Source organism: Vibrio sp. Vb2131 (assembly GCF_033338535.1).
Lineage (GTDB): Bacteria > Pseudomonadota > Gammaproteobacteria > Enterobacterales > Vibrionaceae > Vibrio > Vibrio alginolyticus.
Genome location: NZ_JAWOSW010000001.1, coordinates 27,415 through 41,949, shown reverse-complemented (window position 1 = coordinate 41,949; position 14,535 = coordinate 27,415). Strand labels below are relative to the sequence as shown.

General features: G+C 45.3%; 10 protein-coding genes and 1 pseudogene. 8 read left to right on the top strand and 3 right to left on the bottom strand.

Annotated features, from left to right (window positions below; all coding sequences use genetic code 11):
* Positions 1-2 precede the first annotated feature (2 nt).
* Genes R7E38_RS00170 through R7E38_RS00160 form a run of 3 tightly spaced genes read left to right on the top strand, consistent with a single transcriptional unit; the run spans position 3 to position 4,288 of the window.
* Positions 3-2,255: a proprotein convertase P-domain-containing protein gene (locus R7E38_RS00170; RefSeq protein ID WP_262627095.1), complete on the top strand. Its 2,253-nt coding sequence runs from the start codon at positions 3-5 to the stop codon at positions 2,253-2,255.
* Between the two features lie 25 nt (positions 2,256-2,280).
* Positions 2,281-3,714, top strand: coding sequence for a DUF1566 domain-containing protein (locus tag R7E38_RS00165; RefSeq protein ID WP_213962332.1), 1,434 nt, complete (start codon positions 2,281-2,283; stop codon positions 3,712-3,714).
* Between the two features lies 1 nt (position 3,715).
* A complete protein-coding gene (locus R7E38_RS00160) occupies positions 3,716-4,288 on the top strand; it encodes a DUF1566 domain-containing protein (RefSeq protein WP_213962333.1) in 573 nt (190 codons plus the stop codon).
* Positions 4,289-4,389: 101 nt separating this feature from the next.
* On the opposite strand, the gene R7E38_RS00155 is transcribed toward R7E38_RS00160, so the two are convergent.
* Entirely contained in the window at positions 4,390-6,033 is a 1,644-nt protein-coding gene (locus R7E38_RS00155; protein ID WP_213962334.1) for a methyl-accepting chemotaxis protein, read from the bottom strand.
* Between the two features lie 331 nt (positions 6,034-6,364).
* On the opposite strand from R7E38_RS00155, the gene R7E38_RS00150 reads away from it, so the two are divergent.
* The 5 genes from R7E38_RS00150 (at position 6,365) to R7E38_RS00130 (ending at position 12,369) form a co-directional block, all read left to right on the top strand.
* Positions 6,365-7,186, top strand: coding sequence for a phosphate ABC transporter substrate-binding protein (locus tag R7E38_RS00150; RefSeq protein WP_005375153.1), 822 nt, complete (start codon positions 6,365-6,367; stop codon positions 7,184-7,186).
* A gap of 100 nt (positions 7,187-7,286) precedes the next feature.
* Entirely contained in the window at positions 7,287-8,219 is a 933-nt protein-coding gene (pstC, locus tag R7E38_RS00145) for a phosphate ABC transporter permease subunit PstC (protein ID WP_005375154.1), read from the top strand.
* 22 nt (positions 8,220-8,241) lie between these two features.
* Positions 8,242-9,105 carry a phosphate ABC transporter permease PstA gene (gene pstA / locus R7E38_RS00140; RefSeq protein ID WP_005383923.1) on the top strand — a complete coding sequence of 288 codons (864 nt, stop codon included), beginning with the start codon at positions 8,242-8,244 and terminating at the stop codon, positions 9,103-9,105.
* A 60-nt stretch (positions 9,106-9,165) separates the two neighbouring features.
* Positions 9,166-9,915 (top strand): phosphate ABC transporter ATP-binding protein PstB, encoded by a 750-nt coding sequence (gene pstB, locus R7E38_RS00135; RefSeq protein WP_005375156.1) that lies wholly within the window; start codon positions 9,166-9,168, stop codon positions 9,913-9,915.
* Positions 9,916-10,242: 327 nt separating this feature from the next.
* A complete protein-coding gene (locus tag R7E38_RS00130; RefSeq protein WP_054574929.1) occupies positions 10,243-12,369 on the top strand; it encodes a GGDEF domain-containing protein in 2,127 nt (708 codons plus the stop codon).
* A gap of 125 nt (positions 12,370-12,494) precedes the next feature.
* On the opposite strand, the gene R7E38_RS00125 is transcribed toward R7E38_RS00130, so the two are convergent.
* Together R7E38_RS00125 and R7E38_RS00120 are read right to left on the bottom strand one after the other, a co-directional pair.
* Complete coding sequence (locus R7E38_RS00125) at positions 12,495-14,141, bottom strand: BatD family protein (RefSeq protein ID WP_171342471.1); 1,647 nt, start codon at positions 14,139-14,141, stop codon at positions 12,495-12,497.
* 4 nt (positions 14,142-14,145) lie between these two features.
* Positions 14,146-14,535: pseudogene (locus R7E38_RS00120) on the bottom strand (hypothetical protein); the annotation flags it as partial.

Below are 14,535 nucleotides of genomic sequence, written 5' to 3'. Positions count from 1 at the left end.
TCATGAAGCTAAAACCATTGGCGTTTTCACTGCTTATTGCATGTACCCCTGCGGCGCTAGCTGCAGAGTGGGATTATCCCTCAACGGATTCTGTGGTGACCAATGAAGCGCAAGCGAAAACTTATCTAGACAGCCACTACTCAGAAGCGGGCGAGTTTAAGTTCCGTTACAAAACCCAGTCTCAGCTTGGCAAGCATTACAATTTTGATGTTTGGGTTAACGGTGAATATCAAGCACAGCGTGCCCTCGTAGTAACAACCGATAAAAATCATCACGTTGTGCGAGTGTTTAAGAGCCTTGACGATACGATCATTCGCAACGGTAAACCAACGGTTGCAATGGAATTGGAATCGCCTCGCCAACTGCAAGCACAAGAGCCACCGGCTTTGAGCTCTGGAAGTCTGGTTGATGTTGAGGTTTCTTTATTCAACCCAGATCTTCGCACCATGCAACAGCAAGCAGCACCAGAATCGACGTGGTCAGCACTGTCCGATTACCCTCAGCCGATCGAGTACGTCACCAAGTCGATTGAGGTTTTAAAGTCGGGAGGTAAGTTCTATCTCTCTAACCCAAGATTAAAGCAAGTGGATGCGACGGGTTTATTTGCAGCCCCAGCACCTGGTGAAGTGCCTGTACTCGATACGTTGGACTTTCTCAGCGCAGAAGGGGTTCAAGCATTTGACAGTGTTGATGAGATGCAAAGCACCGAGTTTGGTGACAATGCGTTCCCACAGTTGATGGCTTTTTATCATCTTGATAGCTCGATCCAATATCTGACAAGCCTGACTTACGACTTGTTTGATGAACCGCTTCGTTTTGACGCTCGCGGTTTATCAAAAGATAACTCTACTTACTATTACGGTCCGAAAGCACTCATGCTGGGTGTCGGTGGTGTTTCTCCGGATGCAGTCGATGCTGATGTCGTGATACACGAGCTTGGGCATGGCATTCATTACCAAATCGTACCGGATTGGGCGTACGGTCACACTGGTGCTATCGCAGAGGGTTTTGCTGATTACTGGGCGGGCAGCGCGAGCTACCGCATTCAATATTTGGATGCTTCGCGTCGTGGTCAAGAATTCGAGTTAGATACGGTGTTCAACTGGGACGGTGTGTTCGGAACACGCAAAACAACTCGTAGCTTATGGAACCAAAGAGCACGTTACTTCGAGAGCTCAGAGTACCCAGCGCACGTCAGTGTGGGCGGTGAACTAGGTGACGAGCTATGGTCAACGCCGCTGTTTCAAGCGCTTAAAGCATCGGTTGAACGATACGGTGATGATACCGATAGGGTGTTCCGCGAGTTTGACGCCATTGTTCTTGAAGGCATGTACGGCATTGGTCGTGGCGTGAAAATGCATGATCTGGCGGAGTCGACCGTGTTTGCCGCAAACATCTTGTTCCCAAATAAAGACTACGCTCAATTCCTGACGGACAGCTTCAACAGACACAACTTACTTAAAGCGCCTCTTCGTGTTCGCTATGACGCTCGATACATCGCACAAGGTCAAGACGTTGGTTTGAGCCTGAGCCAAACTGGCCGTGAAGCGAGCATCAAAGGGCAATGGCAGCTAAACAACGCATCTGTTTTCGACTTTGATGAAACGCTTTCTGACTCGACCTCAATGAAGGTGGCGTTACCAAGCGGTCTAACATGTGGCACGCAATTCGATTCCTCTATTTCATTGGATTATCAATTTGCTGAAGGCCTAAAGACTCACCAGTGGAGTGAAAAGGTGATGCTGGTTAATGGTACGCCAGAGCTCGATATCCAGCCTCAACCAGTGAACTCCGCTTTGCCGGAACAGGGCGACAGACTGTTCGCTCAGACGCTATCGGACAAGTCACGCACGATTGATGATTCGTTTGCGGTTTACCTGAACATCGAACATGACTCACTGCAAGATCTGCAAGTGACGCTAGTGTCTCCACAAGGCAAATCGGTCGTGCTACTTAGCCATCAATCAAGCAATACCAAAGGATTTAAAGGTTACTTCACCGCTCAGTATGCCGAGGAGTTACAAGCACTTGTCGGTCAACCGAGTTGGGGTACTTGGCGTCTCGAAGTGTCTGACCGAGTGTCAGGGAATTCTGGGGTGTTGAAAGAGTGGGGTGTGAGTCACTTTGCTCAGTATCAGTGTAGTGCTGATACCACTAAAGAAAGCAGTGGCGGTGATTCAGGTGGCAGTGGTTCGCCTTGGACCTTGTTAGGACTTGTCCTGCTTTCAATGGTGAGAGTGATTCGCTCTCGTTAATTAAAATCAAAAGAAGATAAAATCTATGAAGTTTCAATATTCTTTCGTTGCTATGTCACTAGCCCTTGCTGGCTGTGGCGGAGGTTCTGGTGGTGACACGTCGGCACCGACCTATGATGTAGCTGGCACCATCGTTTCTGCAGGTACACTTCTTGATACGCCAGTATGTATCGATTTAAACCAAAACTACGTTTGTGATTCCACTGAACCGAGTGCTAAAACGGATAATGCCGGTAAATTTAGCCTGACTTCAAGCGACAAAAACGTACTAACCAGCACCATTCTTGCTCAAGTTGATCAAGGTTCAAACCAAACGTTGCGTCTTGCGGCTCCGGGTCAAAATTTAGCAACGGGTAACACGGTCAATGGTGTAACAACGTTGCTCGCGGGTCTTGTAATTGACGGTAAAACCGTTGCTCAAGCTGAAGAGATTGTGAAAGCGCAACTCGCCGATGCCGGCGTTTCTCTTTCTGGTACGGTGATGTCTAACGCAGAAGCTAGCGAGCTAGACAAGCTAGAGCAAAACACGGTTGTGCTATTAGCTGCGATGCAACCAAAGCAAATGATCAAAGGCGTAGCGCTGCTTGCTCAAAATCTTAGCTTCCAAGGTAAATCGTTGGCCTCTGATCTTCTGTCTGAAGCGGAAGTAAGTGCATTTGCTGAAGAAATTGTAGCGGTTGCTGAACAAACGGTTGGTAGTAACGATACGGGCGCCGTTCTTTATTTTGCTGAAGGAGCAGCAGACGTTGCTGAGGTTCAAGCGTCTTACCCTGGTCAAGATGCAGAATACGGCTTCGACAAAGAGGACAAGCAAACGTCGACAGGCGCTGGCTTTAAGTTCGTTAAGCTAGATTCACAAGGTGCAGCTTTAGCTGCAGATGCGACTGAGTGGGCTTGTACTATGGACGAACGTACTGGTCTTGTTTGGGAAAACAAGAGTGCGGATGCGAGCTCGGTTCAATTTAAAGATCGCCTATTTGCGTTTGAGTCTGAAACATTTAAGCCGTATTACGAAGATCTTGAAGTCGTTGGTTGTGTGGATGCTGCTGATGGCATCTGTTCAACAAGCCAATATGTTGAACATATAAACAAGCAGTCACTATGTGGCATTAGTGACTGGCGCCTACCAACATACCAAGAGTTCTACGATGTTCTCGACTTAGGTGAGACAGAGAAAGACGCCGACGGCAATGTCTATGGTATGACGACAGCTTACTTCCCTCAACAGGGTAAAGGCAGCCCAGATGCTAATTCAGGTGCTATTTGGCTAAGTGATTTCACATTTAATAATTACTCTCCTGCTAACTACGAAGGTGCACTTCAATTTGCAGTGATTGCAGCGAAGGGCGCTGACCGTGGCCACGTAAGCTTTGTTGAAATTTATTCTGACAAAGTAGAGCGTGACACAGGCACGTCATTCCAATTCCCAATCCGTCTAGTAGCAGTAAAGGGCCAATAAGATGAATAAATTAATAACTGTACTATCTCTTGCTTTGGCTTCTCAAACTGTAATGGCTGCACAAGAGTGTTCTACTGACTTTGCTAAAACGGCACCTAACACGCGTTATACATATTCTGAGAGCGGTACCGTAACTGACCTGAAAACAGGTCTAACATGGATGCGTTGCCCTGTTGGTTCAACGTGGAATACGGCAAACGAAGCTTGTGATGGCGCTGCGACTAAGATGTCATGGCAGTTAGCGCTATCAACCGCTGAGCAAATCCGCAATGAATCAGGTAATCATGCTTTATATGACTTCGCTGGCAAAAAGAATTGGCGCATACCAAACATTAAGGAGTTAGTCGCGTTGACAGAACGTGCTTGCCATAGCCCTGCGATGAACGGCACTGCATTCGCAAGTGGCTACACGCTAGAGGTGGGTGACTATGCTGGTTACATCTGGAGTAACACACCAAACGGTGATGGCTCAAACGTTATGGTGTTTGATTCATTTAATGGTGAGGTTTACAACTGGAACCCACTAGAGTCAACGAACATTTCCTCTGTTCTGCTGGTTACTGACGAGGAGTAATCACCCCGTTGGATTTTCACGAATCCAGATGTTAATAAGCTCCGCCAGTGCGGAGCTTTTTCTTTTCTAACCTTTGGAACTTATCGTGTTGAGCAGAGTATTTAAACTTGGAACTGCTTAAGCTGATGTTTTTGGTTTTCCGCTAAGCCAGACAGTTCTTGCGCTGCTGCGGCTGATTGCGTAATGCCAGTTACGCTCTGGCTCACTAGTTCATAGATGTTCGTTAAGTTGTTGTTGATATCAGCCGTGACCTGTTTCTGCTCTTCTGATGCGGTTGCAACTTGAGTGTTGATTGAGTTCAGATCGGCGATAGCATTACTGATATTAGCAAGTGATTGGCTAACTTCTTGTGTCAGAGCTTGGTTGTCTGACAACATGGCTAAGCTGGAATGCATACTTTCATTTGCGTGACCAGATTGTTGCTGTAGCTCTTCTATAATGGTTTGGATCTCTTTGGTGGACTCCTGAGTTCGCGCTGCCAGCATACGTACTTCATCGGCCACTACCGCAAAGCCTCGGCCACTTTCGCCCGCTCGTGCAGCTTCAATCGCTGCATTCAGTGCAAGTAGATTCGTTTGCTCAGAAATACCTTCAATCACTTCGATCACGCGACCAATGTGTTCTGATTGTTCTTTTAGCGAAGTCACGACGGCAGCGGCTTCGTTAAGTTGTTCCGCCATCTTTTCACTTGCGCGAGTACTTTCCCCAAACATGCTTATACTTTGTGAGGTTAACGTACGTGCTTGATTTGATGCACTATCGGCTTCTTGTGCATTGGTCGATACTTCAGCTGCGGTCGACTCTAGCTGATTGATCGCCGAGGCTACTTGCTCAACTTCTTGCTTTTCTTGATCCGAGTTGACGCTGCTTTGAGTCATAACAGTTGCTAACTCGGTTGATGCTGATGCCACATCTTCACTAATGCGAACCAATGCGCTTACAGTTTCACGCAGTTTTTCTATGGTCTGGTTTACATCTCGAGCCAACTGAGACACTTCGTTTTTCCCGATGGCTTCGGCCTTAACTAGTAGGTTTCCCTTCGCGACTTCCTGCATCGTTACTTGAAGGTTACGAATCGGCGCAACGATGTAGCTGGCGAGTACCCAACTAATAAGTGAAGCAGCACTCAAGATCACCGCAAGCGAGACGGTGCTGTAAGTGAGCGTGGTTGAATGTTGTTCGCCATTCGTTTCGACTTCATCGGTGACGATTTGATTCAATTGTTTAGATAGTTTGTCGATGGCGTTGATCATCGCTTCGCCAGCTAATCGATACTCAGCCATTGCAGATTCGTACTTTTGATTGAAATCAGAGGTGGTGTAATCAGAAGAGTGTTTAGTGGTGAGCAGAGGTGTCATGGTAACGCGAGTGAAATCAACATAGTGATTCATGGCCTTACGCATAGCATTGACTTCATTTTGAACGCCAGGGAGATTGTCGATGGAGTTAAGAAAATCGCGGTTTTTGTTTTGTCGCTCAGAAAGCTCTTGGTTGAGAGACTGAACATCTTCGGCTCTAAATAGACTATAAATGGCTTTGATGCGCATGGCGTAAGTGTTGTCTACGATGCCGCTAAGTTCCTCTTTGTGAATGATTAGCTTATGGGTGGAAGCCGAAACCTTATTGAATGCTTGATCGAGTTTACCGATTCCGACACTCAGTCCAATGATGAGTAATATAACTGTGAATAGAACAGGCAGAAAAACCTGAAGTTTAATAGAAAGCGTACTAAGAAATTGACGCATGAGATTGACCCTCTATCGGTTTGATTATTATCTTTTTTATAAATAAGCATTTCGATTTTAATTGTTACATTTGCCAAATCAATGAGTTACTCATATCTAATTGTTATGAAATGTACCAAAATCGATGGGGTTATCATCTTGAACATGAGGCAACGTTATAAAAACGTTACGTTCAAATTGAGAGAGGGATAAGTCGCGGAATTAATAGTTAGAAATGACAACGTGTCATAGAGGGTTCAACTAAGTGAAACACAACTGTCATATTCAAATTCTAAAGTGAGCACCGTTCAAGTGAAACACAACGGCAATAAAGCCACTTAAGGAAATTGTGATGAAAAAGACAGTAATCGGTGCAATCGCACTTCTAGGCGCAATGGCAGTGACTCCTGTTTCTGCTAAAGAAACTATCTCTGCAGTGGGTTCTAGCAGCGTAACTCCACTGATGGAAGTTTTCTCTGAAACGTACATGAAGAAGAACCCTAACGTATTTATCGAAGTTCAAGGTCCTGGTTCTTCAGCTGGTGTAAAAGCAGCGAAAAATGGTTCAGCAGACCTTGGTATGTCTTCTCGTAATCTAAAAGACTCTGAAAAAGAATCAACACTAATCGAAGAAGTGGTTGCTCGTGATGGTATCGCAGTGGTTGTTAATCCACAAAACAAACTGCCAGGTCTAACAGCCGAGCAAGTGACTGCAATCTACAAAGGCGAAGTATCAAACTGGAAAGAAGTCGGTGGTGCAGACAAGCCAATCGTAGCCATTACTCGTGACACAGCTTCTGGTACTCGTGGCGCATTTGAAGACATCATGTCTCTAAAAATGAAGATTTCTGGTAAGAAGGTATCAGCTATCTCTCAACGTGCTCAAGTTGCAAACGGTAACGGCGCACTGAAAACAATGGTTGCATCTAACCCATACGCAATCGGCTACATTTCTCTTGGTACTGTAGACAACACTGTTAATGCGCTAGCAATCGACGGCGTTGATGCAACGGTAGCTAACGTTAAAAACGGTTCTTACAAAGTAGCGCGTCCATTCCTTGTTCTTTACAAAGAAGGCAAGCCATCAACAGAAACGCAAAAATTCCTAGACTGGATGCTAACTGACGAAGCGCAAGCGCTAGTTGACCAAAAAGGTTACATCTCAGTTAACTAATCCCATCGGGACTCTAAAGTTTGCTCAGCCCAACGTTTCGGGCTGAGCCTTTTCTATCCATTGTGTTCAACGGCATTGCCCAGAACCGTGAGATTTTTAAATGACCATCGCAACAAATAGTGAAAAGCTTATGAATACTGACGCTAGAGCTATCAGCAAGTCAGGCCTACGCGAGAAGCGTCGTGTAGACTGGAAAGAGCGCATCTTCCACGGCTTGTTCCTAACGAGTGCCGTAATCGGCATTGTTTCATTGGCCGTTATTGCATACTTCATCGTTCGAGAGAGTATTCCGGCATTCCAAGAAGCAGGCGTATCGGGCATTGTCTTAGGACAAAACTGGTTACCACCTGCGCTTTACGGTGTCGCCACCATGATTGTGGCATCTATCGTATCGACGGCTGGTGCTGTCATTGTTGGGGTTCCAATTGGTGTTCTGACCGCCATTTTTATCGCTGAAATCGCACCAAAGCGATTAGCAGACATTATCCGTCCAGCGGTTGAGCTGCTAGCCGGTATTCCTTCAGTGGTCTACGGTTTCTTCGGTCTGGTTATTATCGTTCCATTGATTCAGAAAGTATTTGATGTACCTGCAGGTAACACTATCTTGGCCGGTATTATTGTTCTTGGTGTGATGATTCTACCAACAGTAATTACGGTTTCTGAAACGTCTATTCGCGCTGTCCCTCGTACTTATAAAGAAGGTTCTTTGGCACTGGGCGCATCGAAAATCTACACCATCTTTAAGTTGCTCGTTCCAGCGGCTCGCTCAGGCATCATGACAGGTGTGATACTGGGTATCGGTCGTGCGTTGGGTGAGACCATGGCGATTATCATGGTTATGGGTAACGCGCCGGCAATGCCAGAAGGCATCTTGGATTCGGCTCGTACACTAACTGCAAACATCGCTATTGAAATGTCTTACGCAAGTGGTGTTCACGCGAACGCACTTTACGCTACAGGTGTAGTACTTCTGGTCTTCATCATGTCGTTGAACGCTGTACTACTGTACCTAAACCGAGAAAAAGCGAAGTAATCGCTCGTTAAAGGTGACTATTATGGATCGCGCAAAACTAAAAAAAGCACGCCAGTTCAAAGATAATGTCTTTAACGCATTTGTCTGGATTTCGGCAGCACTAACGGTAGGTTTCTTGTTCTGGATTATCTGGTACATCTTATCAAACGGTCTACAACACGTAGATTGGAACTTCATTACTGATAACTATACGCGCACAGGTGAAGAGCACGGTATCTTCCCAATGATTGTGGCGACCATTTACATGGTTATCGCTTCTATCGCAGTGGCAGCGCCACTCGGTATCATGACGGCAATCTACTTGACCGAATACGCGAAAGTGGGCAGTCGTTTGGTGAAAATCATCCGATTCTGTACCGAGTCATTGGCGGGTATCCCGTCGATCATTTTCGGCCTGTTTGGTATGACTTTCTTCGTGGCGATTCTTGGCCTTGGCTTCTCGATTCTGTCGGGTGCATTGACGCTAAGTATCTTAATCCTGCCAGTTATCATCCGTACAACGGAAGAAGCGCTGATGGCAGTACCACAAACGTACCGTGAAGGCTCTTATGGCCTCGGTGCTTCTAAGATTTACACTATCTGGCGTTTGATTCTTCCGAGCGCAATGCCAGGTATCTTAACCTCGGTCATTCTAAGTATTGGTCGTGTCATTGGTGAGTCTGCTCCAGTATTCCTGACAGCAGGTATGGTTGCACGTATTCCGGATTCTTTATTGGATTCAGGTCGTACGCTAACCGTTCACCTATACAAACTGACTACCGAACTGTTTACCGTTGAAGAATGGAATCAGGCTTACGGTACGGCAACAGTGCTTATCGTAGTTGTTCTCTTGATCAACATGGTAACGAAACTGATTGCTAGACGTTTTAACACCGCAACTTACTAACAACACTAATTAAGAACGCACGTTAAAAGACACGAATTCAAGAATTAAGAGATTAAGACAATGAACAAATTTGATATTGAAAACCTAGACCTATTCTACGGTGACAACCAAGCACTGAAATCGATCAACTTACCAATTCCAGTTCGCCAAGTAACTGCACTTATCGGCCCGTCAGGTTGCGGAAAATCAACGCTTCTACGCTGTTTGAACCGAATGAATGATCTAATCGAAGGCGTGAAAATTACAGGTAAATTGGCGATGGACGGCGAAGATATTTACGGCAACATTGATGTTGCTGACCTTCGCATCAAAGTCGGCATGGTATTCCAAAAGCCAAATCCATTCCCGATGAGTATTTACGAGAACGTGGCTTACGGCTTACGTGCTCAAGGTATCAAAGACAAAAAGACAATTGATGAAGTGGTAGAGCGTTCGCTGCGCGGTGCTGCACTTTGGGATGAGGTGAAAGATCGCCTTAAATCACACGCATTCGGTCTTTCTGGTGGGCAGCAGCAACGTTTATGTATTGCACGTACAATCGCGATGGAGCCGGATGTGATTCTGATGGATGAGCCAACGTCGGCACTTGACCCAATTGCGACACACAAAATCGAAGAACTGATGGAAGAGCTAAAGAAGAACTACACCATCGTTATCGTGACTCACTCAATGCAACAGGCGCGTCGTATCTCTGACCGCACTGCGTTTTTCCTAATGGGTGAACTGGTTGAGCACAACGATACGCAAGTGATCTTTAGCAACCCTCAAGACGACCGTACTCAAGGCTACGTAAATGGTGATTTCGGTTAATCCACCGTATTTACAAGCATAACTAAATAACTATAAGCGATGGTAACTTTGCCCCTCTTGATGAGGGGCCTTTTTCTTTTTAAGTCGTAGGCTTAAAACATCTACCAACACAAAAATCTTGTAAATAAGTACAACTTTCCTCCCCAGTTTATAAAGCATGTAACTTATGTGAAACATGGCTTTAAAAGTGCTGAAGAGCTCTCGAATGTAACACTAAGTCTGATAATTTTGCGAATGACTTAACAGCTCAAATTTGAACGTATTGATTGCATATCATGGCCTAAGTAGTTTTTTATCGAGGATAAAAAAGTAGATTAGGTTGGTAGGGTGAGTTTAAGAAGTTTTACAAGAAAAGTGTCTTCAACGAGGGACCATCGGTTGCTAGCGGAGGCAATCTTTGATCATTTAGAGAGTCTGTTCTCCCCTCAAGCCCTCGCTATTTTTGAAGATCCTTCAATTAACCCTCGTCATTCAATGAGCTTCTCTCGCGGAGAGCTTTACCCAACCCAAAACTATCCTGAGACATTCTGGGAGTGGGCAAGTCAGTTTGATACCTCTGAAAGCATCATACCTCTGGCGATCAACACTTGTAACTGGAATCACACCCGAGATTTAGGCGGTGATAGTTACATCATGATGCTCGACAACACGCCTATCAAACGTACCTACCTACTGATTCAATCTGTACATGCTCGCACAGCACATAATATCTATGAAGAAAGTTACGACGCAATGCAGCTCGCAGCGGCGCGTTGGCAATGTATTCGTGCTGAAAAAAATGCCTCGAAAGAGATCAGGCACAGAGATATTCGTGAAGCGCAATATGTTGATGAGATTAGCCAACGCGAGCGCTTTATCGAAAATATGAAGTTAGTTCAGCAAGTTGCACTCGAAATCTCTAATCCTGATTCTTTAAAGGACTTGTACTACAAAGCCGTCGAAGCGTTACGTGAACGACTTGGGTTTGATCGCTCTACACTGATGCTTCTCGATATGAAAAAGCGCAGCTTCAGTGGTACATACGGCACGGATGAGTCAGGAATTACGATTGATGAATTTCACACACAATACGATTTACATCAACTTAGCGAGGAGTATATCACCGCGTTATCTAGCCTTGAGAGCAACTTAGTGATTGTAGAAGACGCGCCAATATACACAGCAGGCAAGGTCATCGGGCAGGGCTGGAATGCGATGTTGATTTTACGCGATGGCAATGAACCGTTTGGGTGGTTCGCGCTAGATAACTTTATTCATCGTAAGCCGATAACGGCATATCAAAAACAGATGTTGGACTCGTTTGGTTCACTCTTCTCTCAAATTTACATTCGTAAGCGCCAAGAACAAAACGTACGCATGTTGCATTCAAGCATGGTTGAGTTATCACGTTGCACTACTGTCAGTGGAGTATGCAAATCGGCCGTCACTTTCGCCATTAAAAATCTTGGTATTGATCGAATGGCGGTGTTTTTAACTGATGAAAATTGCTCTTACATGCAAGGAACGTGGGGTACCGATATTCAAGGTAACGTGGTGGATGAATCTTACTTCTTTGGCGAAACCCAAGATTTCTCTCTTATAAATTTGGCTCGCTCAATGCCAAACGAAGTCGCATTTGAAGAATCAGTGCCTATTTATCATGACTGTAATATTGTTGGCTTTGGTTGGGCTGCGATGACGGTATTGACTTCAAATAGCAGTGGTCCTATCGCCTTTATCGCTGTTGATAATTTGCTGACACGTGCGCCGTTAACTTCTCAGTTACGTGAAGTGATTCGTATGTTCGCGTCCAGCTTAGCTGAAGTATTGCAACGTACTCAAGCTCAAGAGGCGATTCGCGAATTAAACGAAAACTTAGAGCTGGAGGTTCAGAACCGAACAAAAGAGTTGGAGGAAGCCAATCGACAGCTTGAGGTACTTTCTAAGCTCGATCCTTTGACGCGTCTTGGTAATCGCCGCATGTTAGAACATGTGATGCAAAAATATTGTGCCCTAGAGTGTGAAGACGACATGTCGTTTGGCCTGATCCTGATTGATATTGACCATTTTGGCTTATTCAATAATCACTATGGTCATCTCGAAGGCGATATCGCATTGATGCGAATTGGCTATATCTTGGATCATCATACCAAAGGTGAAGATGAAGTTTTTTGCCGTATCGGAGGTGAGGAGTTTGCATTGCTCATGATTGGTTCTGAGCAAGAGGAGGTCCGACTGAGAGCAGAGTGCATTCGTCAGTGCATCGAGGGCGAGGGGATAAAGCATCGACATAACCCAGAAGGGGAGTTACTTACCGTTTCAGTCGGTTACTCCTGTTATAAAGCGAAAGGCAAAGACTTTAATTTCGACCATTTATATCAGTTGTCGGATAAGGCACTCTATCAAGCGAAGAATCATGGGCGAAATTGTGTAAGGCGATACGAATACGAGCCCCAAGTTTTGTTGAGTAAGTGATGTTCATAAGAGCAACTTGATAGGGAAGAAGCGGCGGTTGGTGCTCTAGATAAAACCGCTAAAGCAAAATTTGGCCGGATAAGAGAATTGGCAGCTCATGAGAGCTGCCATTGTTATCTAGTTATTTATAGCTTTTCGAGTTGGTGGTCGGTTTTCGTTACGTTTGCTTTGCCAAGGTTTTGAATTTTCGCTAACAGCGAATCAGGGCTCCAAGGTTGTTGGTTAGCACTAAAACGCGCTTGATTCATGGCATTAAGCTCTTGCTTAATTGCTTGTACGTCACCAGGGTTTAACCTGTCTTGATGAGTGGTTAAATACTCATTTACAGAGCGTTCAATTTTCGCAGCATCGCCCTCTTCGATGACTTTTTTTAGCGCGTCGATGCAAAGTGGTTGTTCAGTATTTGAAACCGTTCCACTCGCTGTTATTGACCGCTTTTTCCATGCCCAAATTGCGATTCCCAATGTCATTATCCAAAGCCCTAAGAAAACAAAGGTTAACGTTCGCCAGAGACTGTTTACACCGCCGCTTGATTCAGGACTAGGGGCTGGCACTAAAGGCGCTGAAAGAGGCGATTCCGGCAACGTGATTAGCCCAGTGTCATTTTTCTCTACGTCTAATGTTAGCTCTGGTAACGTTGTTTTCTTCGCTTCATCATTTTGACTGTCCCACCAGTTCACGTCGTATCCTGGTAAGGTATATTTCCCGGCCTCTGTAGGAATAATGACTTGCTTCACCGTCATGGTAACGGTGCCATCTCTTCCGCTATCGAACTTAGGTTGTTCGGGATACACGCGCAGTGAACTCGGGTAACTAATATTGACTCGTGGCAGATATTCGGCTTGTGTACCGCGAGCCTTAACTTGAATGGTTCGAGTGAGTGAAGAACCTTGCTTTACTGTGTTGATCGCGTTAATCGACAGTAGGTTACCTTGATCGTCTTGCCAGCTCTGTGTCATTTCTAACGCTGAAGCAGGAAGCCATTCACCTTTAAATTCGCTCGGAATCGGTTTGACCGTGATTGGCATGCGTTCCGCTTTGGTGTTGATAGGCATTATTTTGGTTGAGCCCGTCAAGCTGTCGCCATAAATATAAGAACCGGTCAGTTTAGGACCTATCAAGGTATAAGTGCCTGGTTGATTGGCCGTTAGGCGAAACGACTGCTCTATGACCGCTACTTCTAACCCATTTAAGATCTTCTGTCTTTGCTGTAAGCCACCCAGTGCCTCAAGCTTCATGCCTTCAATTTGCGGAGGTACTATTTGTGGGTTATCTAGGCGTCGAGTGTCCGCTTTGATTAGAAGCTGTATACGTAATGTTGCAGATTGCTGAGGGTAGAGCGTACTGTTGTCGACCGTAATATTGAAGCTAAATAGATCATCAAGATTGGGGTCTGTTTGGCTCGCGTTGACATGTAGTTTGATCGGCTCCGTTTTCATACCATCAGCGGAAAAACTTGGAATAGTCAGAACACCTTCTTTCATTGGTGCAATTGAGATACTCCACTCGGTACGCACTGATTTTCTTCCGTTAATGTTATTGCTAGAGCGGCCATAACGAGGTTGACCCAAGAAGAAGTCTTTCTCTAGAACATTGAAGTCGATTGAGTCTGAGCTGAGCTCAGTATCTGAAATGATTCTGAGGTTAATCACTTCATTCTTGGCTACTTGTGTTTTATTCACACTAGCTTGAAGTGTCTGTGCCATCACCGAGAAACTGGATATTAGGCTGGCCACAAAAATAAAGACCAGTTTTACGCCTTTGTTCATCACAGGCTTACCACTCCTTTTGAGATTGTTGTGGAGGTTGTTTTTGTTGCGCTTGAAGTTGCATTTGCGCACGGATCAAAAAGCTTGGGTCGCGAGCACTTTCTACTGCTTCTAGTCGACGGAACTCAGGATCATCCTGATGCATTTTTTCGGGATGCGCTTTAGCCTGTATTGGTTCATCTTGATCCTTCACTTGCTTGTCATCTCGTTGCGGTTGATGTTGTTCCGTTTTTTGTTTTTCTTTTTTATTTTCAGAATCTTGCTGATTTTGTGACTGTTGTCCTTGCGCTTCTTTCCCTTCGTTTTGAGACTTTTGTTGCTGTTGCTGTTGCTGTTGCTGTTGCTGTTGCTGTTGCTGTTGCTGTTGCTGTTGCTGTTGCTGTTGCTGTTGCTGTTG

Bases quoted from the DNA above. Each gene is read 5' to 3' on its own strand.
- R7E38_RS00170 (WP_262627095.1), top strand. From the start codon at position 3: ATGAAGCTAAAACCATTGGCGTTTTCACTGCTTATTGCATGTACCCCT.
- R7E38_RS00165 (WP_213962332.1), top strand. From the start codon at position 2,281: ATGAAGTTTCAATATTCTTTCGTTGCTATGTCACTAGCCCTTGCTGGC.
- R7E38_RS00160 (WP_213962333.1), top strand. From the start codon at position 3,716: ATGAATAAATTAATAACTGTACTATCTCTTGCTTTGGCTTCTCAAACT.
- R7E38_RS00155 (WP_213962334.1), bottom strand. From the start codon at position 6,033: ATGCGTCAATTTCTTAGTACGCTTTCTATTAAACTTCAGGTTTTTCTG.
- R7E38_RS00150 (WP_005375153.1), top strand. From the start codon at position 6,365: ATGAAAAAGACAGTAATCGGTGCAATCGCACTTCTAGGCGCAATGGCA.
- pstC (WP_005375154.1), top strand. From the start codon at position 7,287: ATGACCATCGCAACAAATAGTGAAAAGCTTATGAATACTGACGCTAGA.
- pstA (WP_005383923.1), top strand. From the start codon at position 8,242: ATGGATCGCGCAAAACTAAAAAAAGCACGCCAGTTCAAAGATAATGTC.
- pstB (WP_005375156.1), top strand. From the start codon at position 9,166: ATGAACAAATTTGATATTGAAAACCTAGACCTATTCTACGGTGACAAC.